This is a genomic window from Pseudomonas sp. Irchel 3A5, assembly GCF_900187575.1.
GTDB classification, from domain to species: Bacteria; Pseudomonadota; Gammaproteobacteria; order Pseudomonadales; family Pseudomonadaceae; genus Aquipseudomonas; species Aquipseudomonas folii.
Map to the genome: position 1 here is coordinate 449,502 of NZ_FYDU01000002.1, position 26,694 is coordinate 476,195.

24 protein-coding genes and 1 pseudogene are annotated in these 26,694 nt (G+C 57.4%); 10 read left to right on the forward strand and 15 right to left on the reverse strand.

Features of this window, described 5'->3' with window-relative positions; genetic code table 11:
* Positions 1-98: 98 nt before the first annotated feature.
* The 4 genes from sutA to glnK all read right to left on the reverse strand — a co-directional run bounded on the left by sutA (position 99) and on the right by glnK (position 2,905).
* Positions 99-425 carry a transcriptional regulator SutA gene (gene sutA, locus CKW31_RS04645; protein WP_027899839.1) on the reverse strand — a complete coding sequence of 109 codons (327 nt, stop codon included), beginning with the start codon at positions 423-425 and terminating at the stop codon, positions 99-101.
* A 100-nt stretch (positions 426-525) separates the two neighbouring features.
* The gene (locus tag CKW31_RS04650) at positions 526-951 is read right to left on the reverse strand and encodes a secondary thiamine-phosphate synthase enzyme YjbQ (protein ID WP_095093236.1); all 426 of its coding nucleotides are present in this window, start codon (positions 949-951) and stop codon (positions 526-528) included.
* A gap of 245 nt (positions 952-1,196) precedes the next feature.
* Complete coding sequence (locus CKW31_RS04660) at positions 1,197-2,534, reverse strand: ammonium transporter (protein WP_027899841.1); 1,338 nt, start codon at positions 2,532-2,534, stop codon at positions 1,197-1,199.
* 32 nt (positions 2,535-2,566) lie between these two features.
* Entirely contained in the window at positions 2,567-2,905 is a 339-nt protein-coding gene (gene glnK, locus CKW31_RS04665) for a P-II family nitrogen regulator (RefSeq protein WP_002555808.1), read from the reverse strand.
* A gap of 418 nt (positions 2,906-3,323) precedes the next feature.
* On the opposite strand from glnK, the gene CKW31_RS04670 reads away from it, so the two are divergent.
* Positions 3,324-3,587 (forward strand): accessory factor UbiK family protein, encoded by a 264-nt coding sequence (locus CKW31_RS04670; RefSeq protein WP_095093237.1) that lies wholly within the window; start codon positions 3,324-3,326, stop codon positions 3,585-3,587.
* A 195-nt stretch (positions 3,588-3,782) separates the two neighbouring features.
* On the opposite strand, the gene CKW31_RS04675 is transcribed toward CKW31_RS04670, so the two are convergent.
* Complete coding sequence (locus CKW31_RS04675; RefSeq protein WP_095093238.1) at positions 3,783-4,835, reverse strand: PLP-dependent cysteine synthase family protein; 1,053 nt, start codon at positions 4,833-4,835, stop codon at positions 3,783-3,785.
* Between the two features lie 132 nt (positions 4,836-4,967).
* Here CKW31_RS04675 and CKW31_RS04680 point away from each other — a divergent pair, with 132 nt between their 5' ends.
* On the forward strand, positions 4,968-5,462 hold the full coding sequence (locus tag CKW31_RS04680) for an Lrp/AsnC family transcriptional regulator (protein ID WP_095093239.1): 495 nt from the start codon (positions 4,968-4,970) through the stop codon (positions 5,460-5,462).
* Positions 5,463-5,469: 7 nt separating this feature from the next.
* Here the strand turns inward: CKW31_RS04680 and CKW31_RS04685 are convergent, their stop codons facing one another.
* The 4 genes from CKW31_RS04685 to CKW31_RS04700 form a co-directional block, all read right to left on the reverse strand.
* Entirely contained in the window at positions 5,470-7,890 is a 2,421-nt protein-coding gene (locus tag CKW31_RS04685; protein ID WP_256582482.1) for a TonB-dependent siderophore receptor, read from the reverse strand.
* 184 nt (positions 7,891-8,074) lie between these two features.
* The gene (locus tag CKW31_RS04690; protein WP_095093241.1) at positions 8,075-9,073 is read right to left on the reverse strand and encodes a FecR domain-containing protein; all 999 of its coding nucleotides are present in this window, start codon (positions 9,071-9,073) and stop codon (positions 8,075-8,077) included.
* The gene (locus CKW31_RS04695) at positions 9,070-9,570 is read right to left on the reverse strand and encodes a sigma-70 family RNA polymerase sigma factor (protein WP_095093285.1); all 501 of its coding nucleotides are present in this window, start codon (positions 9,568-9,570) and stop codon (positions 9,070-9,072) included. Before CKW31_RS04695 ends, CKW31_RS04690 begins: the two co-directional genes overlap by 4 nt.
* A 106-nt stretch (positions 9,571-9,676) precedes the next feature.
* Entirely contained in the window at positions 9,677-10,198 is a 522-nt protein-coding gene (locus tag CKW31_RS04700) for a hypothetical protein (RefSeq protein ID WP_095093242.1), read from the reverse strand.
* Between the two features lie 280 nt (positions 10,199-10,478).
* Here CKW31_RS04700 and CKW31_RS04705 point away from each other — a divergent pair, with 280 nt between their 5' ends.
* Positions 10,479-11,972, forward strand: coding sequence for a YifB family Mg chelatase-like AAA ATPase (locus CKW31_RS04705; protein WP_095093243.1), 1,494 nt, complete (start codon positions 10,479-10,481; stop codon positions 11,970-11,972).
* 342 nt (positions 11,973-12,314) lie between these two features.
* Here CKW31_RS04705 and CKW31_RS04710 read toward each other — a convergent pair whose 3' ends face one another.
* Positions 12,315-12,698 (reverse strand): hypothetical protein, encoded by a 384-nt coding sequence (locus CKW31_RS04710; protein WP_095093244.1) that lies wholly within the window; start codon positions 12,696-12,698, stop codon positions 12,315-12,317.
* Positions 12,699-12,809: 111 nt separating this feature from the next.
* Between CKW31_RS04710 and CKW31_RS04715 the strand changes: the two genes are divergently transcribed.
* From CKW31_RS04715 to CKW31_RS04725, 3 genes are all read left to right on the forward strand, one after another.
* Entirely contained in the window at positions 12,810-13,097 is a 288-nt protein-coding gene (locus CKW31_RS04715; RefSeq protein WP_256582476.1) for a hypothetical protein, read from the forward strand.
* A gap of 589 nt (positions 13,098-13,686) precedes the next feature.
* The gene (locus CKW31_RS04720) at positions 13,687-14,202 is read left to right on the forward strand and encodes a BRO family protein (RefSeq protein ID WP_095093245.1); all 516 of its coding nucleotides are present in this window, start codon (positions 13,687-13,689) and stop codon (positions 14,200-14,202) included.
* 87 nt (positions 14,203-14,289) lie between these two features.
* A complete protein-coding gene (locus CKW31_RS04725) occupies positions 14,290-14,934 on the forward strand; it encodes a LysE family translocator (RefSeq protein ID WP_095093246.1) in 645 nt (214 codons plus the stop codon).
* Positions 14,935-15,121: 187 nt separating this feature from the next.
* Here CKW31_RS04725 and CKW31_RS30255 read toward each other — a convergent pair whose 3' ends face one another.
* From CKW31_RS30255 to CKW31_RS04735, 3 genes and pseudogenes are all read right to left on the reverse strand, one after another.
* Positions 15,122-15,982, reverse strand: a complete 861-nt coding sequence (locus CKW31_RS30255) for a methyl-accepting chemotaxis protein (protein ID WP_371856686.1) — start codon at positions 15,980-15,982, stop codon at positions 15,122-15,124.
* Positions 15,977-17,098: pseudogene (locus tag CKW31_RS30260) on the reverse strand (Cache 3/Cache 2 fusion domain-containing protein); the annotation flags it as partial. The pseudogene CKW31_RS30260 and the gene CKW31_RS30255, both read right to left, overlap by 6 nt.
* A gap of 195 nt (positions 17,099-17,293) precedes the next feature.
* Positions 17,294-18,217 carry a LysR substrate-binding domain-containing protein gene (locus tag CKW31_RS04735; RefSeq protein WP_095093248.1) on the reverse strand — a complete coding sequence of 308 codons (924 nt, stop codon included), beginning with the start codon at positions 18,215-18,217 and terminating at the stop codon, positions 17,294-17,296.
* Positions 18,218-18,373: 156 nt separating this feature from the next.
* On the opposite strand from CKW31_RS04735, the gene CKW31_RS04740 reads away from it, so the two are divergent.
* Positions 18,374-19,756, forward strand: a complete 1,383-nt coding sequence (locus tag CKW31_RS04740) for a NorM family multidrug efflux MATE transporter (RefSeq protein WP_095093249.1) — start codon at positions 18,374-18,376, stop codon at positions 19,754-19,756.
* A 205-nt stretch (positions 19,757-19,961) separates the two neighbouring features.
* Here CKW31_RS04740 and CKW31_RS04745 read toward each other — a convergent pair whose 3' ends face one another.
* Positions 19,962-21,632, reverse strand: coding sequence for a bifunctional diguanylate cyclase/phosphodiesterase (locus CKW31_RS04745; RefSeq protein WP_095093250.1), 1,671 nt, complete (start codon positions 21,630-21,632; stop codon positions 19,962-19,964).
* A 215-nt stretch (positions 21,633-21,847) separates the two neighbouring features.
* Here CKW31_RS04745 and rep point away from each other — a divergent pair, with 215 nt between their 5' ends.
* Together rep and CKW31_RS04755 are read left to right on the forward strand one after the other, a co-directional pair.
* Positions 21,848-23,857: a DNA helicase Rep gene (gene rep, locus CKW31_RS04750; protein WP_095093251.1), complete on the forward strand. Its 2,010-nt coding sequence runs from the start codon at positions 21,848-21,850 to the stop codon at positions 23,855-23,857.
* 44 nt (positions 23,858-23,901) lie between these two features.
* Positions 23,902-24,474 carry a xanthine phosphoribosyltransferase gene (locus CKW31_RS04755; RefSeq protein WP_087271609.1) on the forward strand — a complete coding sequence of 191 codons (573 nt, stop codon included), beginning with the start codon at positions 23,902-23,904 and terminating at the stop codon, positions 24,472-24,474.
* 201 nt (positions 24,475-24,675) lie between these two features.
* Here the strand turns inward: CKW31_RS04755 and radC are convergent, their stop codons facing one another.
* A complete protein-coding gene (radC, locus tag CKW31_RS04760; protein WP_095093252.1) occupies positions 24,676-25,350 on the reverse strand; it encodes a DNA repair protein RadC in 675 nt (224 codons plus the stop codon).
* A gap of 133 nt (positions 25,351-25,483) precedes the next feature.
* Here radC and coaBC point away from each other — a divergent pair, with 133 nt between their 5' ends.
* Positions 25,484-26,692, forward strand: a complete 1,209-nt coding sequence (gene coaBC / locus CKW31_RS04765; protein ID WP_095093253.1) for a bifunctional phosphopantothenoylcysteine decarboxylase/phosphopantothenate--cysteine ligase CoaBC — start codon at positions 25,484-25,486, stop codon at positions 26,690-26,692.
* Positions 26,693-26,694 lie beyond the last annotated feature (2 nt).

Genomic DNA, 26,694 nt, shown 5'->3' on the forward strand with positions numbered 1-26,694 from the left:
CAAAAAATTTCCCACGTGTTCGGGCAAGCGGTCAGATTTTTGCCAAAAAAAAAGCCCGCAGCGACAGCGGGCTTTTTCTTATACGGCATCAGACACCCTTAGATAGGGCGGCTGCCGTATTTGTTATCCGGCTTCTTGGGCGGATCGGCGACCACGTTGGCCTCCACTTCCTGCACCTTGCCACCGCGGGCGAGGAACTCTTCCATGGCGCGGGCCAGAGCATCACGCTCTTTGTTCTTGGCTTCAACGCTAGGCAGTTCATCAACCGAGACAGCAGCCTTGGCCTTGCCTTTGGTCGGGGTTACCGTAGCTTCCGCACCGTCATCGGCATCAGCGCCATCCTCTTCGGGAGCAGCCGCAAGCTCCTCACCGTCCTCTTCACCTTCCAGATCATCAACCAGATCGTCGTTGTCATCGTCGCTCATGTTCTACCTCATGACTTGCGAAAGCAGATTAGTTATAGCCCAGCTGCGTACGTTTACGAATGCTGCCGGAAGAAATTCAACATCCGCTGCAAAACAGCGGTTATGCCTGGTCACCCTGAAGGGTGGCGAGGACGTTGCGAGCACCGCCAGCATCACGATGCTCACCCAGATAAACACCTTGCCAGGTGCCTAGCGCCAATCGACCCGCCGAAACCGGCAATACCAACTGGCAGCCTAGCAAACTGGCCTTGAAATGCGCCGGCAGATCGTCGGGGCCTTCGTCTTCATGTTCAAAGCCGTGGGTGCCTTGTGGCACCAGACGGTTGAAAAAGCGCTCGAAGTCACGACGCACAGCCGGGTCGGCGTTCTCGTTGATGGTCAACGAAGCCGAGGTATGCTGCAGCCACAAATGCAGCAACCCGACTCGACACTCTCGCAGCTCCGGCAAGCCTGCGAGAATTTCATCGGTTACCAGATGAAACCCGCGTGGTCTTGCCCGCAGGGTAATTCTGGTCTGTTGCCACATACAGTTCTCCGCATATTCGGCGCGCATTCTAACGCGCTGGCAGAAAAAGCAAAGCGCGCAATAATCCGTCTTTTCTGTAAGCCATCAGCGCTTGTTCGCTAACTTGACCAGTCTCTCCGCAAACTGTCAGGAATGCCCCTTGCAAAGCTATTGATGTACTGGGGTGAGAGGTTTGAACCAAGCAATCTATCGACAAACGCCAGACAAAAAAATGCCCGGTAAACCGGGCATTTTTTTACAGTGGCTTACAAGTTGTAGCCACGCTCGTTGTGTTGCGCAAGGTCGAGGCCTACAGCTTCTTCCTCTTCGGTGACACGCAGGCCCATGACCGCGTCCAGCACCTTGAGGATGATGAAGGTCACGATCGCGGTGTAGATGATCGTGAAGCCGACGCCTTTGCACTGAATCCAGACTTGAGCTGCGATATCAGTCACGGTGCCGAAGCCGCCCAGAGCAGGGGCTGCGAACACGCCAGTCAGGATTGCGCCGATGATGCCGCCGATGCCGTGAACGCCGAAAGCATCCAGGGAGTCGTCGTAGCCCAGCTTGCGCTTGAGGCTGGTGGCGCAGAAGAAGCAGATCACGCCTGCAGCCAGACCGATGATCAGCGCGCCCATTGGGCCAACAGTACCGGCAGCCGGAGTAATGGCAACCAGGCCAGCAACCACGCCCGAAGCGATACCCAGTGCGCTTGGCTTACCGTGGGTCAGCCACTCGGCGAACATCCAGCCCAGAGCAGCAGCGGCGGTCGCGATCTGGGTAACCAGCATCGCCATCCCTGCAGTACCGTTGGCGGCAGCAGCGGAACCGGCGTTGAAGCCGAACCAGCCTACCCAGAGCATTGCCGCGCCGATCAGGGTGTAACCCAGATTGTGCGGAGCCATTGGAGTGGTAGGGAAGCCTTTACGCTTGCCCAGTACCAGACACGCAACCAGACCTGCTACACCCGCGTTGATGTGAACAACGGTGCCGCCTGCGAAATCCAGGACTCCCCAGTCCCACATCAGGCCGCCGACGCCGCCCCAGACCATGTGCGCGATTGGCGCGTAGACCAGAGTGAACCAGATAGCCATGAAGATCAGCATCGCGGAGAACTTCATGCGTTCTGCGAAAGCACCGACGATCAGGGCTGGAGTGATGATGGCGAAGGTCATCTGGAAGGTGACGAACACCGCTTCAGGGAACAGTGCAGCAGCGCCGGTGATGCTGGACGGCGTGATGCCTGCCAGGAACGCTTTGCCCATACCGCCGAAGAAGGAGTTGAAGTTGACGACGCCTGCTTCCATACCGGTAGTGTCAAACGCAATGCTGTAGCCGTAAACGACCCACAGGATGCTGATCAGGCCGGTGATGGCGAAACACTGCATCATCACAGAAAGAATGTTTTTCGAGCGGACCATACCGCCGTAGAACAGCGCAAGACCAGGGATGGTCATGAACAGCACCAAGGCTGTCGAGGTCAGCATCCAGGCGGTGTCGCCTGAGTTGAGTACTGGGGCTGCCACTTCGTCTGCCGCCATGGCCAAGCCAGGGGTTACGAGGGACAACAGGGCTCCTAGCCCTGCGAATTGACGCAGAGTCATATTGTTTTCTCCTGGGGCGTTGGGTTGGCGGCTTAGATTGCGTCGGTATCGGTTTCGCCGGTACGGATGCGAATTGCCTGTTCCAGATTCACAACAAAGATCTTGCCGTCACCAATCTTGCCGGTGTTGGCTGCTTTGGTTATCGCCTCGATAACGCGATCCAGATCCTTATCGTCAATGGCAACGTCGATCTTCACCTTGGGAAGGAAGTCGACTACATATTCCGCACCGCGATACAACTCGGTGTGGCCTTTCTGACGTCCGAAGCCTTTGACTTCAGTAACGGTGATGCCCTGCACGCCGATTTCGGACAGCGACTCGCGCACGTCGTCCAGTTTGAACGGCTTGATGATGGCAGTGACTAGCTTCATGAAACTTTCTCCCGAATTGGTGGACTTGCCCCAGGAAAACAAACCCGACTCAAGTCTAAGCGCAGTGCCTGGCTTTGTAACGCATCGGTCGCCTGAAGGAGGTCCGACCAACCCCAGAAAACCGCTTTTGACGAAACATTCCCCGCTCCGCCTGCCGCACTGTAATCGTCAACGCGACTGCATCAGTGCATGGGTCATCAGCGACTAAGCAGAAAGCTTGCCATCTCCTGATTTTTCATTGAATACAGGCTCTTGATCCCTGTTTCAGGCACCAGAGCCGCCCCGCGAAGTGCCTAGGCGCACAACTAAAGTGCGTCCGTGCACGCGCTGGTGCGCCATTATCGTGCGTCAGCCTTCGCTAGAAATGACTATAGACGGTCCGTGCTACACTGCCGCCCATCTGAAACCGGAGGTAGACATGCTCGCGCCCAAAGCTTTTCTCGATGCCCTGAGCGGCCACGCCTCGCGCTTGTTCAATGGCGAAACACCAATCCCGCGTAATGAATTTGAAACCCAGTTCAAAGCCCTGCTGCAAAGCGGCTTCAGCAAACTGGATCTGGTCAGTCGGGAAGAATTCGACAGCCAGATGGCCGTCCTCGCCCGCACCCGAGCCCGCCTCGAAGCGCTGGAGGCGAAGGTTGCAGAGATGGAAGCGAAATCGAATCCACCTGCGGGTGAATAAATAGCGTCGCGTTGCAGACGTGGGACCGGCTTTAGTCCGGAAGAGGCCGGTAAATACAACACATGTGTGGTGTCTGAAACGCCGCCTTCCCGGCTAAAGCCGGTCCCACGACAATTTCGAGGTCGCATCACGCTCGTGATGCATCTGCTACTCCGAAGTGAGTCCCCGAAACGGTGCACACTTCAACTTGTCAGCTCACCGCGCAATCAACAACCGCTCCAGCTTTTTCGTATACGGCGAAAGATCACCTATGGTGCGCTCGACCCATTCAGGGTCGTAATACGTATCCAGATAGCGCTCGCCGCTGTCGCACATCAGCGTCACCACCGAACCCTTCAAGCCTTGCGCCTGCATGTCCAGCGCCACCTTCAGCGCGCCCCAGACATTGGTCCCCGTCGAGCCGCCGGGCTTCTTACCGATCAGCTTTTCCAGCCAGCCAAGGGTGGCGATGCTGGCCGCATCAGGGATTTGCAGCATGTCGTCGATGACCCCCGGCAAGAACGACGCTTCGACTCTGGGTCGCCCGATGCCCTCGATACGGCTGCCCTTGAGGCTGGTCAGGCCGGCGTCACCGCTGCGGTAACTGTCGTAGAACACCGAGTTCTCCGGGTCTACGACGATCAGTTTGGTGGCGTGGCCCTTGTAGCGAATGAACCGGCCGATGGTCGACGACGTACCGCCTGTTCCTGCGCTCATCACAATTGCGGTCGGGACGGGATGTTCTTCGCCACTCAACTGATCAAAGATGCTGTCAGCAATGTTGTTATTGCCCCGCCAGTCCGTAGCCCGTTCCGCGTACGTGAACTGATCCATGTAATGACCGTTGTCGAGACGAGCCAGCCGCTCTGCTTCGGGGTACATGTCGCAGGATTGCTCCACGAAGTGGCAGCGCCCGCCGAGCATCTCGACCTGCTGGATTTTCCTGCTGGCGGTATGGCGCGGCATGACCGCTGTGAAAGGCAGCCCTAGCAGTTTTGCGAAGTAGGCTTCCGATACGGCTGTGCTACCGGAAGAGGCCTCCACCACATGCGTGCCCTGGCGAATTTTGCCGCTGCAGATCGCATGGAGAAACAACGAGCGCGCCAGACGATGTTTCAGACTGCCGCTGGGGTGAGTGCTTTCGTCTTTGATATAAATATCGATACCGCTCAACGCCGGAATATCAAGCTTGAGCATATGCGTATCGGCCGAGCGGCGCTGATCGCAGTCAAGGATTTTGATCGCGGTACGAATCCAGTCATTCATCATTCTGCGCCCCGGCAAAAACACATCTATTCTTAAGGGCAAATGTTACCGATCACTGGGAAAAATAATTTCTTTTTGTTCTACTCGTTTGCCTACTTAATAGAAAATTTTTCTCCAAAAGGACTGATTTGAAAAATGGACAGTCTTGATCGTCATATCCTCAGCATTCTGCAGCGTGATGCCACCACTGCGCTGAAAGACCTGGCTGACGCAGTCAACCTCTCAACTACGCCGTGCTGGAAGCGAGTCAAAAAGCTCGAAGAAGCCGGGTACATCAAATCCAGAGTCGCGCTCCTCGACCCGGAAAAACTCGGGCTGGGTTTGTCGGTTTTCGTTCAGATCAAGACCCAGCGCCATGACACCCAATGGCTTGAGCAATTCGCCCAGACCGTCATGCAGTACGAACAGGTCATGGAGTTCTACCGAATGGCGGGTGAATGGGACTACATGCTTCGACTGGTGGTCACTGACATGGCCGCCTACGACCGCTTCTACAAAAAGCTGATCAGCAGCACCGAAGGTCTTTCGACCATTACCTCCAGCTTCGCCATGGAACAGTTGAAGTACACGACGGCGCTGCCGTTATCCCGCAGCCAGGCCTGTTCCCCGAGGAGGAACAGGCTGGTTTAACGGCTGGTTAGAAGTTGTAGCTGACAGTGGCGCTGACGTTTCGCTCTTCGCCCAGATAGCAGTAGCTCAGGCTTGCACAGGACGCGACGTAGGATTCGTTGGTCAGGTTGTTTGCGTTAACCCGCACGTCTACGCCTTTGAGACCAACTTTGCTCAGGTCGTAGCCGACTGAAGCGTCGAACAATGTGTAAGACGGCACCTTCAGGGTGTTTTCAGAATCCGCCCAGCTATAGCCGACGTAGCGAACGCCTGCACCCAGCCGCAGACCATCCAGCGCACCGCTGTTGAAGGCATAGTCGCCCCAAAGCGACGCCATGTGTTTAGGCGCCTGGGTCGGCGAGTTGCCTTTGTTCTCGATGACATTGGTCGGCGTGCTCAACGTGCTGATCATTGATTTGGAGTATTCGATGTCGGTCAGCGTGTAGCCGCCCAGCACTTTGAAGTTATCGGTTAACTGCACGTGCGCTTCCAACTCCAGACCCTGAGAGCGAACCGCGCCAATCGGGCGATAGAAATTCTCTTGCGGCAGCTTGGAGGCGAGGTTTTCTTGATCAATGCGGAATACCGAGGCGGTGAACAGATTGTCCGTTCCCGGTGGTTGGTACTTGATACCTGCTTCCCATTGAGTGCCGTCTGTTGGCGCGAGAGGGTTGCCGTCGCTGTCGGCGTACGAGTTGGGGTTGAAGGACTCGGAATAGCTCAAGTACGGTGCAACTCCGTTATCGAACAGATACAGCACGCCTGCCCGACCGGTCAGTTTGGTACGTCGATCACTGATTTCGGTGCCCTCTGGACGCCCGGCTTCTGCCAATCGGTTCTCATCCGAGGTTTCTACCCAGTCCTGGCGCAACCCCAGAGAGAAGCGCCATTTATCCAGCTCGATCAAATCCTGTGCATACACGCCGGTTTGCTCCAGACGGCGCACATAGCTGGTTGGGCTGAAGTAACTGATCGCCGAATTGCCGTAGACGGGATCGAAACCGTTAAGCGAGGCGACCGAGCCACTGGTCCAGTCCACCACGGTCTTGCGCCGCTGGTAGTCAACTCCGAGCAGCGCTGTGTGTTTGGCCGAGCCAGTGAAGAACTCCGCCTGCAACATGTTATCGACGATGAACGCGTGCAGCCGCTCGTCACCGCCGGAGTAATAGCGCGTCAGTTCGTTGCTGGTGGGCGTCGTCCAGTCGTAGGCGTAGATCTGATCGTTCTTCACCTTCGAGTCCAGATAACGGAAGTTCTGTCTGGCGGTAAACACGTCGTTGAAGCGGTGCTCGAACTGATACCCGAAAGACTGTTGATTGCGGCTGAAGCCATCGACGCCAGGCTCGCCATCGAAGAAGTGTTCGGAGATACGTTGCCCGTTGCGCTTACGCAGTGTGCCGCTGGCCGGTACGCCGCCGTGATAGCCGCCTTCCGGATCGTGTTGCAGATAGGCTTGCAGGGTCAGCGATGTGTCTTCGCTGAAGTCGATGCTGACGGTCGGTGCCAGCGCATAGCGCTTCTCTTCAACGTGATCGAACTGCGTGTCTGACTTATCCACAAGCCCGGTCAAGCGATAGGCAATGCGCTTGTCATCATCCACAGGCCCGCTAAAATCGAACCCCATGCCGCGCTGACCTTGCGTGCCAAGCGTGGCCTGAACCTGATGATACGGCTCATACAGCGGTTTCTTGCTGGTCAAGGCCACCAGACCACCCGGCGAACTGCGTCCGTAAAGCACCGATGACGGGCCTTTCAGAATGTCGACCCGCTCCAGAAAGTACGGATCAACCTGCATCGTGCTGTAGGTGCCGCTATCGCCCATGGACTTGAGGCCGTCCAGGTAAATGTTATCCACAGAGCCGTCGTTGAAACCGCGCAGGGCCACATAGTCATAGCGATGAGTTGCGCCGTAAGGGTTGGTCAGCACGCCTGGCGTATAACGCATGGCCTGTGCGACGGTTTGTGAACCCTGATCATCCATTTGCTGGCGCGTCACCACCGAGACTGATTGCGACGTTTCCAGCACCGACGTGCTGGTCTTGGTAGCGATCTGGCTGTGAGTCGCGTTGTAGCCTTCCATGCTGCCCAAGGCATTGCCCAGTGCAAAGCCACGAATGTCGGTGCTGGGTAAAGCCAGTGCGTCACCCGTCGTTTCGCGCAGCACATAACTGCTGCCGTTCTCGGTGACGGCTTGCAGGCTGTTACTGCCGAGCAAAATGCTTAGCGCCTGAGTCGGTGCATAGCTGCCTTGCAGGCCCGGCGATTGCTTGCCGGCAGTTTGCGCTGGAGTGGCGGCCAATGTGATACCCGCTTGCCGGGCGAACTGGTTCAAGGCTTCACCCAGGGGGCCGGCGGCGATGGAATAGCTGCGTACAGCACCTATCTCCGCTGTATCGTCCTGGGCTTGAACAGCTACAGGCAGCGCGGCAGTGCCCAACGCCACGCACATCAATGTTGCGCGCACCGCTGTGGCGAGGTGTGTTGCGCACGCGTCAACGGCGACGTTTTGCAGGCTTGATTGCGATTTACCTAGAGGCCGGGTCATGGGCGATTCCGTAAAGTCAGTGAAGAGAACAGAGGGGCTGATCTCTAAGCCGGACTTGTAGGCAAAACCCGCCAAAAAATTTCAGAAATCATACCTCGCGCTGCAACGTGACCCACCATCGCGTGCGATACCTGAGCTGGACGGGCAACGTCTGGGTAACGACCGTGAGCAATTTGTCGGTGTCTTCCAGCCGAAACACACCGGAAAGGCGCAGGTCGGCAACATCGTCAGCGCAGCCGAGATGACCGTGGCGATAAGCTCCGACCTCGGTGAGGAAGTCTCGGAGGCGCATGTTGCGGGTCACGATCAGGCCTTCGCTCCAGGCACCCGCGTCCATGTTGAGTGCGGGCAATTGGACCGCGTTGCGAGACGACACCAGGTAATGCTGCCCGGCGCTGACAGTGATGGGGGATGCCGCAGGTGAGCGGATAATCGACTGGCCTTCAAGCACGCTGATACGCGTCTGGTCCTGATACTGCCTGACGACGAAGCGTCCGCTGATGCCTTCGAACAACCCGTGGCGACTGTGCACCAATAGCGGTCTGCGGGTCGTGCTTTGTACATCGGCACCGCACCCCACAAGAATCTCACCCCGATTCAGGGTAATCAGACGGCGTTCGGCGCTGAAGTCCTGATCCACCGCGCTGTCGGTGTTCAATTGCAGGCTTGAGCCGTCGCTGAGCTGAAAGCGCCCACGCTGCCCGACGCTGGTCGCGAAATCTGCGCTCCATTGTTGCCAGGGCACAACCTCTCGCGATAGCCAGGCGCTGGAGCCCACAACGACCAGACCGGACAACAGTTTCAGGGTTTGTCTGCGGCTCAGGCGTTGGGCGCTGTTCTCTAGCGCTTCGATGGCTGCACCCGGTGCAGGAAGATTCTGAAAACGGCTGTTGAAATCGCTGTTCAACGCCTGGATACGCTGCCAGGCGCATTCGTGATCTGCATGTGCAACACGCCACTGTTCACATTGCTCACGCAATTGTGAGTTATGCCCTTGGCTGTTGAGGCGTATCGACCACTGAATCGCCTGTTTCACGACCTGCGGCGAAGGCTCTTGCGAGCGCGCATGAGCAGAGACGCCGCTCACGCTGGATACCGCAACAGATAGCAGTGATAAAGCGCGTCGGCCACATAGCGTTCTACCGAGCGCACTGACACGCTCATTCGTTCGGCAATCTGCTTGTAGGGCATGCCTTCACACTGCGCCAGCAGAAAGGCTTGGCGGACTTTGGGTTTCAAGCCATCAAGCATCTTCGCAATGCTCTCCAGCAATTCGAAAACCAGCTCTCGGGACTCGGGCGAAGGCGACTCGTTGCAGGGTAAATGTGCGATGGCTTCAAGATAGGCGCGCTCCAGTTCCTCGCGTCGCCAATGGTCGATAACGATCCCTTTGGCGACGGTGCGCAGAAACGCACGGGGCGCCTTCAGCTCAAGCAGTTCGTGGCGATTGAGCAGCCGGACAAAAGTATCCTGCGCCAGATCCGCCGCATCGGCTGCATTGCCCAGCTTGCTGCGCAGCCAGGTGTTGAGCCAGCCGTGATGATCGATGTAGAGCGAACGCAGTGTAGCGTGATGAGAAGGCATCAAGGCGCGCCATCCCAGCGCGGTGTAAATGATAATGAGTCGCATTGTGTTAAAGCGCTGCACAATTTGCAACTGCTTAAGGGATGGGACGCCTGCCGCGTGTGGCTTATGCCCTCAGGTATTGCAGGACGCTCTCGATGCTGGCCAGTGGCGGTGCGGACATTAACTGCCCGGCCGGGCACCATGGATAACTGACTTGCTGTAACCAATCCATCACCGGCTCCACCTCTGCCGCCGGGCAGACCAGCATCTGCTCAATGGTGATCCTCAAGTGCGTCGCCAGTCCGGAATCAAACTGCCAGTCATATTGCCCGCAACCGAAGCGTAAATCCCCAGTGGCCTTATCCGACATCCCCACCAACCACTTGCAGTGATACTCAGTCGCCCCCTCGGCCGGCGGCTCACCGATGCAGAAGGTGTAGACGTTTTCATAGGTCTGCCCGAAACGCCGAACCAGTACCTCCGCGATACCGTCCCTGCCTTCGACTGTGGGCGGGAATGAAATGGCCCCGGTGTGGACGACCATTTCCAGCGTTGCGTCGCTGACGAATGCCTGGCGTAGCAGGTGTGGACGATTGCCGTCTTTGGCAAGGATGTAGTGTTCGATGGATTGGGCTGGGGTTGGCATTCAGGGCTCTTTTTGTTTGGAACTAACTGATTTTTGAATGATTTTCTGTAGGAGCTCACGAGCACCGCGAGGCAGCGATGGCGTCCTGTCTGATACACCGCTATCGCGGCCTCGCGGTGCTCGTGCGCTCCTACAGGTCATTTATAAACCACGCGGCGGCGCAGTGTCAGGCATAAAAGAGGTTTATCGCGGGCATGCATTAACACCCTGTATCCATTCATTCCTTCAAAGATCAGCCCGATGTCGCAGGATGCGAGGGTCGCTATTTCAAGGAAGAATCATGTCTCTGGCCATTGTTCATAGTCGTGCCCAAGTGGGCGTTGAGGCACCTGCTGTCACGGTCGAAGCGCACCTCGCCAACGGTCTGCCTGCGCTTACGCTGGTGGGTTTGCCGGAAGGTGCTGTGCGGGAAAGCAAGGATCGGGTGCGCAGTGCGATTCTTAATTCGGGGCTGAAATTTCCGGATCGGCGTATCACGCTCAACCTTGCTCCGGCTGATCTGCCCAAGGATGGCGGCCGATTTGATCTGGCGATCGCTTTGGGTTTGCTAGCTGCCAGTGGTCAGGTGCCTTTGGTGGCATTGCAGGATGTGGAATGCCTCGGCGAGCTGGCGCTGTCGGGTGCGATCAGGCCGATTCAGGGTGTGTTACCTGCGGCCTTGGCGGCCCGCGCTGCACAGCGGACGCTGATCATCCCGGCGGTCAATGCTGAAGAGGCGTGTCTAGCGTCGGGCTTACAGGTGATTGCGGTCAATCATCTGCTGGAACTGGTGGCGCACTTCAACGGGCAGACGCCGATCACGCCGTATCAGTCCAGCGGGCTTTTGCATCAGGCCAAGCCCTATCCGGATCTCAGTGAAGTGCAGGGTCAGACCGCCGCCAAACGGGCGCTGATCATCGCCGCTGCTGGCGCGCATAATTTGTTGTTCAGCGGCCCTCCTGGCACCGGTAAAACCCTGCTCGCCAGCCGCTTGCCGGGTTTGCTGCCGCCGCTGGATGAGTATGAAGCGCTGGAAGTGGCGGCGATTCAGTCGGTCGCCAGTCAGATCCCGCTGACCAGTTGGCCGCAGCGGCCTTTTCGTCAGCCTCATCATTCGGCGTCAGGCCCCGCGCTGGTAGGCGGAGGCAGCCGTCCACAGCCCGGCGAAATCACCCTCGCCCATCACGGTGTTTTGTTTCTTGATGAGTTGCCGGAGTTTGATCGACGGGTACTTGAGGTGCTTCGCGAGCCTCTGGAGTCAGGCCATATCGTGATCTCCCGAGCGCGGGATCGGGTTCGGTTTCCGGCGCGCTTTCAATTGGTCGCCGCCATGAACCCCTGCCCTTGTGGATATCTTGGTGAGCCGACCGGAAGGTGCCGTTGTTCGACGGAGCAGATTCAGCGCTATCGCAACAAACTGTCCGGTCCGTTGCTGGACCGTATTGATCTGCACCTGACCGTCGCCCGAGAAACCACCGCCCTCAACCCGACTGTACAAGGCGGTGAAACCACGGCCAGCGCTGCGGCAATCGTCGCCCAGGCACGCGATCGCCAGAACCAGCGTCAGGGGTGCGCGAATGCGTTTCTGGATATGCCCGGGTTGCGCAAGCATTGCGTGTTAACCAGAGAAGACGAGGCCTGGCTGGAAACGGCATGTGAGCGATTGACCTTGTCGCTGCGTTCGGCGCATCGGCTGCTGAAGGTCGCAAGGACGTTGGCCGATCTGGAGCAGGTGGATGAGATTAATCGCAGCCATGTGGCGGAGGCGTTGCAGTACCGGCCGGCGAGTGGTTGAAATTGGAGGTTCTGCGGGATTGCGCCTATCAGAAAATATTCAATCATCTGATTTGGAATACTTTTACCTGTAGGAGCGCGCTTGCCCGCGAGTCGGTCTGTCAGCTGATATATATCAGCTGTGCTGACGCTATCGCGGGCAAGCGCTCTAGTTAAAAATGAAATAATCAACTGAACTTAAGTGCTTTTCTGTAGGAGTGAGCTTGCTCGCGATAAGCGTCAGTTCATGCGATAAAGTCGTCGACCAAGAAATCGAATCGCGAGCAAGCTCACTCCTACAGGGTCTGTGTTTGCTGGCAGACGGCGCGGCGCCATGGACGCCGCTCGGTACAGTCCACCATAACTAAATAACCAGTTCGACCTCAGCGCCGCTGAATATAGTTTGCAATGCGTTTTTTAATGCGGAGAACTGCGTTGACGAGTCGTTACTCCCTTTCGGTATTTCTGCAACAAAACATGAATCACCAAAAAAATCGGTAAACTCCGGTTTGACTACCACTTCGAGACTGTCTGAGCGCAAACTAACCTTTGCGAGTGCATTTGCCATCTCATATTCTGCTTCATGTGTTTGAAAGCCGATACCATCATTTACAGTCGCGTTATCTTCATCGTCCAGGCGGGTAATAATCATGAAGTTTGCAGGAGTTTCTGGGTCATCACCCAAAGCAACTATTAATACCCCGTCTTCCTCGTAGCACTTGATGGTCGACGCAACAAACTTTTTCATTATATTCTTCCTTCGTCGCATGGCTGAGGGCGTCGCTTCAGCCGAAGGTTCAGGCTTTGTGGAGCGGCTAGGCTCGGAATATATATCAGAACTATCGGACCGGACAAGGCAATGAAGGACTCAGAAAAAGCGGTGCAAAAGATCGAGATAGTCATTCAGGCGATTACTGAAGAAGTCATGCGCAACAGTAATGATATGTTGTCATTTACAACGAATGAGCAGTTGGAAAAATTTAAAGCGGTGCTAGCTGCGACGTTAAATAAAATAAATCTCGGCAGTGTTCCTGAAAAAAGTGATCGCAATCTTGGTTTGGCGAAAATAATTGTAGATCAATGGCCCTATGAGTTTGGCTTGGGGATTAAAATTGCTGAGGCGGAGCAGGCTTATAAAGATTTATAGCTGTTTTTGGCTTGTCATCCTTCGCAGTCATGTGGCCGATGCGTTACAGCATCGGCCGGGGAGTAGTTGAAAGGTTTGCATCTACAGGCTGGCGCCATCTGTGTGTGATGTGATCCAAGGACTTGCGCAAAACCTGTGGGAGCTGGGCTTGCCCGCGATAAGTGCGACTCCGTTTATCTGGCAGACCGCGGTGCCCTTATCGCGGGCAAGCCCGGCTCCCACATGACAGCGACCAACCATAGTGCTGTGTGCGCTCCTCAAGTTTTCCACAGGCTGGTTTCCTACAGCCGGAGCGGAGTTATCCACAGATCGCCAGCGTCCTGTGCCGACAGTCGTGTCCGCCTCAACGGATTAACCTCTCTCCCGGCTGAATATTCAGCTACTGGATTTGGCGATCTGGTTGGGAACCAATACATTGACTATTAAGTGTGGGCAGATCTTGCCCAAGCTTTATGGCTGTTGTGTGCGGGAGATCTTAGGGTCTGCCGGAATGGTTCTCCCCCGGTTCGCCAACCTGCACACAGCCGCCACCTATTCGTTTGGCGATGTCTAGGCGGTGGAGTCATTTCTTCTAGAGAACTTCTACCTGATGGATAAACACATTCAGCCACCCCACATCCCCATGCTCTTCATCCGCCAGAAAAAACACATGCACGCCATTTGCCTCGAAGGCCAGGTCTGGTTCTGCGCGCGCGACCTTGGCTATCTGATGGGGATATTTCTGGATGAGCACCGTGCTCGCAAACTGGCACCCGACCAGCGCAAAACCGTTTTGCTGGAGCGCTATGGCGTGACAAAGGACACGTTGATGATCAGCGAGTCCGGGGCCTACATGCTATTGCTCTATCAGCACGGCGCTCAAAATGGGCCGCTGCGCCAATGGCTTGAGCATCATGTGGTGCAGGCCTTGCGCGACAGGCATGAAGTCCCGACATCGCAACGCCCGGTGCTGGGTTTGATGCATTGGCCGGAGATGACCCTGAGCCTGCTGAACTGGCAGAACGAATCGTGGATTCGCGTGCGGGACATGCCAGAGATCTTGCTGGAGCGTTCTCGGCAGAACGCCGGGAAGACCACTTCATGGTGGCGACGTTTGTTGGCGTAAGCCATACAGTGGGCATCGCGCACTGTATCTTGCGACACATCTGCCTCCTGCTTAAAGTGTCGCGCACTTAAGTGAGGAAACATCCAGATGGAATTCAACAACGGCTTCCTGCTCAGCCTGTCGCTGTGTCTGGAAATTGGCCTGGCCAATATGGCGATGATCAATATCGCCATGCAGCGTGGTTTCGCGCAGGGTGTCTGGCTGGGGCTGGGCACCTGTGTCGGCGATTTGATTTATGCCGTGCTGGCGATGATGGGCATGGCAGTGTTGTTGCAATTCGAGGCTGTGCGCTGGGTGCTCTGGATTGGCGGCTCGCTGGTGCTCTGTTTCCTGAGTGTGAAAATGCTCCTCAGCGCTTTCAAGACTGACGGGACGATGCAGCAGAGCGGTGAGCAATGGGGTAAGACCAATCTGGCGTTGTTCTCCAGGGGCGTCATGCTGGCGATGTCTTCGCCCAGCGCCATCCTGTGGTTTGCCGCTGTGGGCGGCGCGATCATTGCGCGTCAGGGGCATGACGTGGCGAGCGCAGGCCTGTTCCTGTCAGGCTTTTTTGCGGCGGGTCTGCTGTGGTCGATTTCACTGTGCGCAGTGGCTTGGCAGGGCGGTCGGCTCATCGGTGAGAAGCTGATGAAGTACACCTACATTGCGTCAGCGCTGATCTTCGCTTACTTCGCGGTGTATGTGGTGGTGAGTGGGTATGTGGAATTTGTTGCGGCTCCGGTTGCCCTGTAGAACCCAACATGCAATCTCTCGCGTTGAAATGCATTCCCTGTTGGAGCTGCCGAAGGCTGCGATAGCGTTATCCCTGATACACCCCCATCGCAGCCTTCGGCAGCTCCTACGGATGTACGTTCGCCGCGCAACCATGTTCTGTCCAAAAAAAACGCCCCGAAGGGCGTTTTTGTTTATCGCTTAACCCTCAACGAAACCGGTCAACCTCGGTGCGCAAATCAGCGGCCAGGGTGTTCAGTTCTTCTGCGGTCACTGCCAGATGCGAGACAACTTCACGTTGCTCGCTGTTGGCCAGGGCGATGCTTTGCAGATTGCTGCTCAACAAGGTGGCGGTGCTGCTTTGCTCCTGAGTGGCGGTGGTGATCGCGGCGAATTGCTGACCAGCCGAGCGGCTTTGCTCGTCGATCTGCTCCAGCGCGGCAGCCACTTTGGCGTTACGTGCCAGACCTTCCTGCATCTGGGCATTGCCCTGTTGCATGGTGGAAATGGCGTTGCCGGTCTCTTGCTGGATGCTGGTGATCATCCCGGAGATTTCGTTTGTGGCATCCCGCGTACGGGTTGCCAGGCTACGTACTTCGTCAGCCACTACCGCGAATCCGCGGCCTTGTTCGCCAGCCCGCGCTGCTTCGATAGCTGCGTTGAGGGCCAGCAGGTTGGTCTGGTCGGCGATCGAGGTGATCACACCGACGATGCTGCCGATTTCCTGAGAGCGTTGCCCCAGGGTATTGATGACCGATGCAGTGCTGTTGATGGAGGCCGCAATCTGCTCAAGGGACGACGACGCTTCCTGCATCGACGCACGACCGATACGGGTTTGCTGAGCGTTTTCCTGAGCCAAACGCTCGGTGTTGCCCATGTTGTCGGCGATGTTCAGCGAGGTGGCGCTGAATTCCTCAACCGCGCCCGCCATGCTGACGATTTCACCCGATTGCTGTTCCATACCGCGATAAGCACCGCCAGACAGGCCGGACAGTTCATGGGCACGGCTGCTGACTTGTTGAGCCGCCGTGCGGATGTGCGAAACCATGTTCGAAAGGGCTTCACCCATCTTGTTGAAGCTGGTTGCCAGTTGGCCAATTTCGTCATGGCTGCTGATGTTCAAACGCACGCTCAAATCACCGGCACCCAGTGCTTCGGCCTGACGCACCAGCTCAGACAGCGGACGTAGTTTGCTGCGCAGCAACCAGATGGCGGAACCCACGGCAATCAACATCGCCAACAGGCTGCCAATGGCCAGTTGCGTACCGACGTTCCAGGTCACGGCGCTGATTTCGTCCTTGGGCATGGTGGCCAGAACAGTCCACGGCCCACCGCTGAAAGGTTGGGCAACGCTGTAGAAGTCCTCGCTGGTGTCGCTCCAATACTGGCCTTTACCGGGCTGCTTGCCGAAATCAGCGACCGCTTTGGCGGCCTGATCAAGTGCCTGCACGCCTGCTGGCGGTACCAGCCAGCGGTTCTGATCGCTGAGCAGGGCCAGGGAGCCGGTTTTGCCGATGCGGAAATTCTTCAGGTTTTCGAACTGGGTATTTTCTGCGTCTGTGTAATCGAAGCCGACGAACAACACCGCGATGACTTTGCCGGAGCTGTCTTTCACGGGGGTGTATTGCGTCATGTAGGAGCGCTCGAACAGCACGGCTTTACCGACGTAGCCCTGTCCTGACATCAAGCGGTCGTATGCAGGGTGCTTGCGGTCAAGCATGGTGCCGATTGCGCGGCTGCCATCCTGCTTGGTCAGGGAGGTGCTGATGCGGATGAACTCGTCGCCGCTGCGCACAAATACCGTGGCCACGCCTTCAGTCAGTTGACGGAACTCGTCAACTTCCTTGAAGTTGTTGTTCAGCGCGTGGTCCCCCAGGATCAGGCTGGGTGTCTGTGTCCCGGCGACTGTAATCGGTTGGTCCGCCTGAACGGTAAGGCCACTGGCGAAACGCTTTTCAAACAGCCCACTCAGGCGCTGGGTACTGACCCGCAGCGTGCTGTGAAACGTGTTGAGCTGGTCGGCCAGCAAGCGGGCCTCACTCGCCATGTGCTCTTCACGAATGACGAGGTTGGCGGAGTCCAGCGAGCGCAACGCGAACACGGTACTGCCGGAGATGACAATTGCCAGAATAACGGCCAGAGCAATACCGAGTTGCGATGCAATTCGTGCACGGGGCTTGGACATGACGGCTCCTGGCCGAACGGAGGGTCTTAAGTGACCTCTAATAGCCGTTCAGCTGAATGTAATTAAATGAAAGTAGCCTTGGTTGTACAGAATTTGTACAAAGGGGCGTCGATTCTAACATCGGCCCGGGACTTCAATACTTGAGCAAGGTTCCCGGAATTAGACGACTAGTTTACGGCATGTGTCGCAATGCCACTATCCCTTGAGGATTTGCACCTCAGGCAATTCCATGGCGTTGACCTCGCTCTGCAGGAAATCTCCCAGCCGGCGCAGGCGTTCGCTGCCGGGCCGGGTTCTTGGCCAAACCAGATAATAATCTTCACCGCTATAAACAGCGGTACGCCAAGGCAGACTCAAACGGTTCTGGGCAACATCTTCAGCGACCATGAGTAGATCCCCCATGGAGACGCCATAGCCGCGGGCGGCGGCGATCATGCCGAGTTCCAGCGTGTCGAACACCTGTCCGCCTTTGAGTGACACCTGCTCCGACAGGCCCGTGCGCTCAAGCCAACTGCGCCAGTCCCTGCGGTCCGGCGTCGGGTGCAGCAATTCTGCGCTGGCCAGTCGCTGGATATCCCAGGGCTGATCATCGACCAGATTTGGCGCGCCGACGGGAATCAGCAGCTCCGGGAACAAGCGTATGGCCTCCCACTCAGCGGGGAGATGGCCGCGGCTGAGCAGCACGGCGCAGTCGAAAGGCTCGTGACTGAAATCCACCACGTCGATTTCCATCCATGCGCTGGTCAACTGCACTTCATTACCTGCCTGCAGGTGGCGGAAGCGACTCAGCCGGGCCAAAAGCCAGCGCATGGTCAAGGTGGGCGGCGCTTTCATGCGCAAGATGCCCTCATCGACGGAAAGCGTATTGCAAGCGCGTTCAAGGGAAGAGAAGCCATCACGCACGCCTGGCAATAATGTCCGCGCGGCTTCGGTCAGCTGGATGTTACGACCGATGCGCTGAAACAGTCGGCAGGCAAAGTGTTCTTCAAGGGTGCGAATGTGTCGACTGACCGCACTTTGAGTGATCGACAGTTCTTCGGCTGCCCGCGTGAACGAGCTGTGCCTTGCCGCCGCTTCAAATGCGCGCAATGCATAAAGAGGAGGAAGACTACGAGGCATTCAGAACGCTCCTACCGTGGGAGACGGCGATTTTAGCTAAAAAGCTAACAGATGAGTTTTACTCATGCTAACGATCTTTATTATCCCTTTGTGCCCGCCCTCTTAAGTACCGAGAATGGGTGGCTCATAAATGCCCCTGAAATCGAGCGTCGCGCCATGCAACAACCTGCCATCAAAGAACTCTGGATCATCCTGCGCCTCGCCGGGCCGCTGATCGCTTCACAGATGGCGCACATGCTCATGGTCTTCACCGACACGGTGATGATGGGCCACATTGGCCCGGAAGCCTTGGCAGGCGGGGGATTGGGGGCGGCGACCTATAACTTCATTTCTTTTTTCTGCGTCGGGGTGATGGCCGCTGTGGGTACGCTGGTCGCCATCCGCCATGGTGCAGGGGACAGCAAAGGCGCCGCGCAACTGGTTCAGGCCGGTGTCTGGCTGGCGTGGGGCATGGCATTGATTGCCATGCTGATCCTGTGGAACCTCGAACCGATCCTCCTGCATTTCGGCCAGACCGAATCCAATGTGCATATGGCTGGTCAGTTTTTGATCACCTTGCCGCTGGCGTTACCCGGCCTGCTGACGTTCATGGCCTTGCGCGGTTTTACCAGTGCCTTGGGGCGTGCAGGGCCGGTCATGGCAATCAGCGTGGGTGGGGCGATTGCCAACTTCGTCCTCAACTACGCCTTTATCCATCAAATGTTCGGGCTGCCCAATCTGGGCCTGATGGGCATTGGCCTGGTTACTGCGGTGGTCACCAACGGTATGGCGTTGATCCTCGCGCTGCATATCCGTCGCCATCCTGCCTATGCGGCCTATCCGATCCGCGAAGGTTTCTGGCAGCTGTCGCGCAGCCACCTTAAAGAGCTATGGAAGCTAGGCTTGCCTATTGGCGGGACCTACGCGGTTGAGGTGGGTCTGTTTACTTTTGCCGCGTTCTGCATGGGCGCGATGGGCAGCGCGCAAATGGCTGCGCACCAGATCGCCCTGCAATCGGTGTCGATGGCGTTCATGATTCCGGTGGGGATTTCTTATGCAGTGACCATGCGAATTGGTCTGCACTATGGCGCGGGTAATCTGCTGCTGGCTCGCACTGCCGGGCGTGCGGGCATTATCTTCGGCTCATTGGTCATGCTGATGTTCGGCATGCTGTTCTGGCTGGCACCGCATCTGGTCATCGGCCTATTCCTTGATATCAAGGACCCGAAATTCGCCGAGATTGTCGAGTTGACGGTCAAGCTGCTGGCGATTGCCGCCTGGTTTGAGATTCTGGACGGCGCGCAAACCATCGCCATGGGCGCGATCCGTGGCTTCAAGGATGCGCGGACCACCTTCCTTATCGGGCTTGCCAGTTACTGGCTGGTGGCGGCCCCGGCGGCGTGGATATTCGGTTTTTACACCAACCACGGTGCCGAGGGCGTTTGGTGGGGGCTGGCGTTGGGGCTGCTGTGTTCAGCGATTGCGCTGACCGTGGCCTTCGAAAGAAAGACCTCGAAGTTGTTGCGCCGGGAAGCGTCGGCAGTGGCGGTGATGGGGTGAAGAGCCGCGTCCAAAAGTCCTGCGCGATTCTGGATATTGGCACGATGCCGTGGGACCGGCTTTAGCCGGGAAGATGCCCGTACAGTCAGTACATCTTCATCGGCAAATACACCGGTTTCCCGGCTAAAGCCGGTCCCACGTCAGTTCGCGGGCAAACATGGAATCGCCTGCAGAAACTGTAATCCAGCGACATGTAGGCAGGAAATCAAACCCCGCTCAACGCCCCCGGCTCCTGCTTGTCCAGCGTCAGGTACTTGATCAACTCCGGCAGCGGCAGCGGTTTGCTGATCAGGTAACCCTGAACCTGATCGCAGCCAAAACCGCGTAACAGCGCCAGTTGCTCAGCGGTTTCTACGCCTTCGGCGACCACTTCAAGGCTCAGGTTGTGAGCCAGGTTGATCATGGCGTGGACCAGTTTGCGATTTTCTTCGCGCTGTTCCATTTCGCCGACGAAGCTTTTGTCGATCTTCAGCAGCGCGATGGGCAGGTTGTTAAGGTGTACGAACGATGAAAATCCGGTGCCGAAGTCATCCAGCGAGAACCGGACTCCCAAGCGTCCAAGCGCATCCATGGTCTGTTTGACCAGATCGCTGCGGCGCATGACGGCGGTTTCAGTCAGTTCGAATTCCAGCCATTGCGCGTCAATGCCCCGTTCGGCGATCAATCGACCTAATGTCGTCAGTAGCTGGTTGTCCTGAAACTGACGGAACGACAGGTTGATCGCCATGTGCAATTGCGGCAGACCATTTTCCAGCAAGGCCTGCATGTCGCGCAGCGCCCGGGATATCACCCAGTAGCCCAGTGGCACAATCAGCCCGCTTTGTTCCGCCAGCGGCACGAACTCGCTGGGCGGCAGCAAGCCTCGTTCCAGGTGTCGCCAGCGGACCAGCGCTTCGAGGCCGACGATACGGCCGCTGGTCAGGCAGAGCCGCGGCTGGTAGTGCAATTCCAGCTCATCGCGACGTAATGCGCGTCGTAACTCGCCTTCAAGGTCAGCGAGGCTACGGGCATTGCGATTGAGTCGGTCGTTGAAGATGTGGAAGGTGCAGCCTTGGATGCCTTTGGCTTGCTGCATGGCGATATGCGCGTGCCACATCAGCGGGTCGGCGCCTGCCTCGGCGCGGGAATGGGCGATCCCCAGACTGCAACCGATAAGCAGGCTCTCACCGTCAACCCAGTAAGGCTCGGACAAGGCTTCGGTGATGCGTTCGGCCATCCACTCGGCGCGCTCGGGGGCGCGGCGGGTATCGATCAGCAGGGCAAATTCATCGCTGCCCAATCGGGCAATCTGGTCGCCGACTTCCAGTTGTCCTTTGAGTCGCGCCACGACCTGCAAAATCAGTCGATCACCGGCTTGATGGCCCAGTGCGTCGTTGGCGCGGCGGAAGTTATCCAGATCCAGATGGCCCAGCGCCAGGCCGCGACCATCGTTGTCCAGCAGGCGTGCTGCCAACAGGGTCTGAAAACCCTGGCGATTGGCGATGCCGGTCAACGTGTCTTGCTCGGCCAGACGCTGCAGGGTGTTTTCCAGCAAGGCGCGTTCGCCCACGTGACGCAGGCAGTTGCGCAGTGCCGAAGGCGTCATTTCGCTACGAATCAACCAGTCACTGGCGCCAAGCGGCGTGATCAGTGGCTCTTCTTCAAGCAGCATGACCACTGGCAAATTGCAGCGGCCGGGCGGAGGCTGAAGCTCTGGCGTCGTCAGTAAGACAGTATGGTGGTCATTAACCAGTGCGGCATTAATGTCGTTCCAGTGCGAAAAGAACAACGGATTTGCCTGATTCTGCTCTTGCGTGAGGCAACTGCGAAGCAATACCAGCCATTCCGGCTCGTGGGCCAGCACTAACAACCGCAAGGGTTGGACAGGCGTAGGCAAGCTAGCTCCCTAGACTCGAAAAGAGACAAACAGTAGGCCCCGGAGAAGGGGTCAAACAGAGCATTAGTTCAGCATTCGGATGAGCAAATGTAACAAAACCAAAAAAATTAGATAGCGGCGGGCGATATAAGACGTCACTCATTGGCGGACGGTCGCTGCACAATCGCCATAGCCTGCTAAAATGCCCACCCATTTCGTTAGTGACTCTTTTTTTCATGTCCCGACTCAATCCTCGGCAACAAGAAGCCGTGAACTACGTCGGCGGCCCTCTTTTGGTGCTCGCCGGTGCAGGCTCCGGCAAGACCAGCGTGATCACTCGCAAGATCGCCCACCTGATCCAGAACTGTGGCATTCGCGCCCAGTACATCGTCGCCATGACCTTTACCAACAAGGCCGCCCGGGAGATGAAGGAGCGGGTTGGCAGCTTGCTGCGCGCTGGCGAAGGTCGCGGCTTGACCGTATCGACGTTTCACAACCTGGGGCTGAACGTCATCCGCAAGGAGCACGTGCGGCTGGGTTACAAGCCAGGCTTCTCGATCTTCGACGAGACCGACGTCAAGGCCCTGATGACCGACATCATGCAGAAGGAATACTCGGGCGACGACGGCGTCGACGAGATCAAGAACATGATCGGCTCCTGGAAAAACGACCTGATCCTGCCCGCTGAAGCCTTGGAAAACGCCCGCAATCCCAAGGAACAGACCGCTGCCATCGTTTACACCCACTATCAGCGCACGCTCAAGGCGTATAACGCGGTGGACTTTGATGACCTGATTCTGTTGCCGGTAAAGCTGTTTCAGGAACACGCCGACATTCTGGAAAAGTGGCAGAACAAGGTCCGCTATCTGTTGGTGGACGAATATCAGGACACCAACGCCAGCCAGTATCTGCTGGTGAAGCTGCTGATCGGCATGCGCAATCAGTTCACCGTGGTAGGGGACGACGACCAGTCGATCTATGCCTGGCGTGGCGCGCGTCCGGAAAACCTGATGTTGCTCAAGGAAGATTACCCGTCGTTGAAGGTGGTCATGCTGGAGCAGAACTACCGCTCGACCAGCCGGATCTTGCGTTGCGCCAACGTGCTCATCTCCAACAACCCCCACGAGTTCGAAAAGCAGCTGTGGAGTGAGATGGGGCACGGCGATGAAATTCGTGTGATTCGTTGCCGCAACGAAGACGCCGAAGCCGAGCGCGTGGCTGTTGAAATCCTCAGCCTGCACTTGCGCACTGACCGGCCTTACAGCGATTTTGCGATCCTCTATCGCGGTAACTATCAGGCCAAGTTGATCGAGCTGAAGTTGCAGCATCATCAGGTGCCGTATCGCCTGTCCGGCGGTAACAGCTTCTTCGGGCGTCAGGAAGTTAAAGACCTGATGGCCTACTTCCGCTTGCTGGTTAACCCGGATGACGACAACGCCTTCCTGCGGGTAATCAACGTGCCGCGCCGGGAAATCGGTTCCACGACGCTGGAAAAACTCGGCAACTACGCCACCGAGCGAAAAATTTCGATGTACGCCGCCACCGACGAAATCGGCTTGGGCGAGCACCTGGACAGCCGTTACACCGACCGTTTGCAGCGCTTCAAGCGCTGGATGGACGGCGTACGTCAGCAGTGCGCACAGAACGATCCGATTGCTGCGCTGCGCAGCATGGTCATGGACATCGATTACGAGAACTGGCTGCGTCAGAACAGCTCCAGCGACAAGGCTGCCGACTACCGCATGGGCAACGTCTGGTTCTTGATCGAGGCGTTGAAAAACACCCTCGAGAAAGACGAAGAAGGTGAAATGACCATCGAAGAAGCCATCGGCAAGCTGGTCCTGCGTGACATGCTCGAGCGTCAACAGGAGGAAGAGGATGGCGCAGAAGGCGTGCAGATGATGACGCTGCACGCCTCCAAAGGCCTGGAGTTTCCGTACGTGTTCATCATGGGCATGGAAGAGGAAATTCTCCCTCACCGCTCCAGTATCGAAGCCGATACCATCGAGGAAGAGCGTCGTCTGGCCTACGTGGGCATCACCCGCGCGCGGCAGACCCTGGCGTTCACCTTTGCTGCCAAGCGCAAGCAGTACGGTGAGATCATTGACTGCTCGCCGAGCCGTTTCCTTGATGAGCTGCCGCCCGACGATCTGGCGTGGGAAGGCAACGACGACACCCCGACCGAAGTGAAGGCAGTGCGCGGCAATACCGCATTGGCGGACATCCGCGCGATGTTGAAAAAGTAATTCCTACTATTGATTGCGCAGATTCGCGCACCCGAGGAAGCAACGTGGAAGCATTGCATCAGAAGATTCGCGCAGAAGGCATCGTACTTTCCGATCAGGTATTGAAAGTCGATGCGTTTCTCAATCATCAGATCGACCCGGTGCTGATGCAGCAAATTGGCGACGAGTTTGCGGCGCTGTTCGCGGATTCGGGCGTGACCAAGATCGTTACCATTGAGGCTTCAGGTATTGCGCCTGCGGTGATGACCGGTTTGAAGCTGGGTGTGCCGGTGATTTTCGCCCGTAAGCACCAGTCGTTGACCCTTACCGAAAACTTGCTGCTGGCCACGGTGTATTCGTTCACCAAACAGACCGAAAGCACCGTTGCGATTTCGCCTCGCCATCTCAACAGCAGCGACAAGGTGCTGATCATCGATGACTTCCTGGCCAACGGAAAGGCATCTCAAGCGCTGATTTCCATCATCAAGCAAGCCGGCGCTACTGTCGCCGGACTGGGCATCGTGATCGAAAAATCCTTCCAGGGCGGCCGCGCCGAGCTGGACGCGCAGGGTTATCGCGTCGAGTCGCTGGCTCGGGTTAAATCCCTGGCAGATGGGGTTGTGACGTTTGTTGAGTGATTGAATTGCTTAACCTGTAGGAGCCGCCCCAGTGTCACTGATACCGCGCTGTCGCGCAGCAAACAGATATCCATGTGGGAGCGGTGCTTGCCCGCGATAAGAACACCGCAATTCCCCTTAAAACCGCGTCGCCCTTATCGCGGGCAAGCACCGCTCCCACATAGAGCCGAGTTTGCTTCGCGACAGCGTTGCTGCCTCCGCCTACATCAACCCGCACTCCACCATCGACAGCGGGTCACCGTCGCCAATGATCAGGTGATCCAGCACTTTCACGTCGATCAGCCACAACGCGTCGCGCAGGCGTTTGGTCAGGTCTATGTCGGCCTGGCTGGCGTCGGTGATGCCCGAAGGGTGGTTGTGGCAGAGGATCAGGCTGGCCGAGTTGTGGGCCAAAGCGCGTTTGACCACCTGCCGGGGATGCACGTGGGCGCAGTTGATCGAACCGTGGAACAGTATTTCGAAAGCCTGAACCCGGTGCTTGTTGTCCAGAAACAGGCAGCCAAATACCTCATGGGGTTCGTGGCGCAACAGCGCCTTGAGGTAGTTGCGCACCTGTTCCGGACTTTCCAGGGCGGAATCGCGTTTCAGGGTTTCTGCCATGTGTCGGCGAGCCATTTCCATGACAGCCTGCAACTGCGCGAATTTGGCGGGCCCAAGCCCCAGGTGTGAGCTGAACATGGTCAGGTCAGCATCCAGTAACGGTCGCAGCCCACCGAATTGATTCAACAGGTAACGGGCGAGGTCTACAGCGCTTTTTCCGGCCACCCCGGTACGCAGGAAAATAGCCAGCAGCTCTGCGTCGGACAGGCTTGCCGAACCCAGCTCCAGCAGCCGCTCACGCGGGCGTTCGGCCTCGGGCCAGTTGCGAATACTCATACCACCTCCATGTGTGTGGGGACCGCTGTTCCAGCACGGTCGCTGTGCTATCTTAGCCCATCTTTTTTGCGCGGCGATCGGCCTGGGGAAACGCCCATCGCCGCTGCGTACCACTCGACTAAAAGGCAGGCCTATGCAGCGGCTGTATCGAAAACGCATCGTTCTTGGCGTTGGCGGCGGTATCGCGGCCTACAAGAGCGCAGAACTGGTCAGACGCTTGCGTGACCAAGGTGCTGAAGTGCGTGTCGTCATGACCCGAGGTGGCGCTGAGTTCATCACCCCGCTGACCATGCAGGCTTTGTCCGGGCACCCGGTTCATCTGGATTTGCTCGACCCGGCCGCAGAAGCAGCGATGGGGCATATCGAACTGGCCAAGTGGGCCGATCTGATACTGATTGCGCCCGGCACTGCGGACCTTATTGCGCGTTTGGCACAAGGTATTGCCAATGACTTGCTGACCACCATTGTTCTGGCCACCGACGCCATTGTGGCGGTGGCTCCGGCAATGAATCAGGCGATGTGGCGCGACGCTTCCGTGCAGACCAACATCCGCTTGCTGGAAGAACGTGATTTCCGCATATTCGGCCCCGCTTCCGGCAGCCAGGCCTGTGGCGATGTCGGCTTCGGGCGCATGCTTGAACCCGACGATCTGGCCCAGTCCGCCGCCGATTGCTTCCAGCGTCTGTCCCTGACCGGTAAGCATGTGTTGATCACGGCGGGCCCGACGCAGGAAAACATCGACCCGGTGCGTTACATCACCAATCACAGCTCCGGCAAAATGGGCTTTGCCCTGGCTGAGGCTGCGATTGAGGCTGGCGCACGCGTCACACTGATCACCGGCCCGGTTAACCTGCCAACCCCGGATCGCGTGTCGCGCATCGATGTGGTCAGCGCCAGGGACATGCTGGCGGCCTGCGAGGCCGCCATTCCGTGCGACCTGTTCATCGCCTCCGCGGCGGTCGCGGATTACCGTCCTGAAGTGGTTGCCCCGCACAAACTCAAGAAAGACCCGTCCACGGGTGACGGCCTGTTGCTGCAGATGGTCCGTAACCCGGACATTCTGGCGACCATCGCTACCCGCCCGGATCGCCCTTTCAGTGTGGGCTTTGCCGCTGAAACTGAACACCTGCTCGACTATGCTGCACGCAAGCTCAAGGACAAGAACCTTGATCTGATCGTCGCCAACGATGTTGCCAACCCCAGCATCGGCTTCAACAGCGAAGAGAATGCTTGCAGCGTGATCGACCGCGCGTTGCATGCAACGATTTTTGCCCAGACCAGCAAGGGCAAGATTGCCCGCCAGCTGATCACTTTTATCGCCGAACGAATGAACCAGGTTTAATT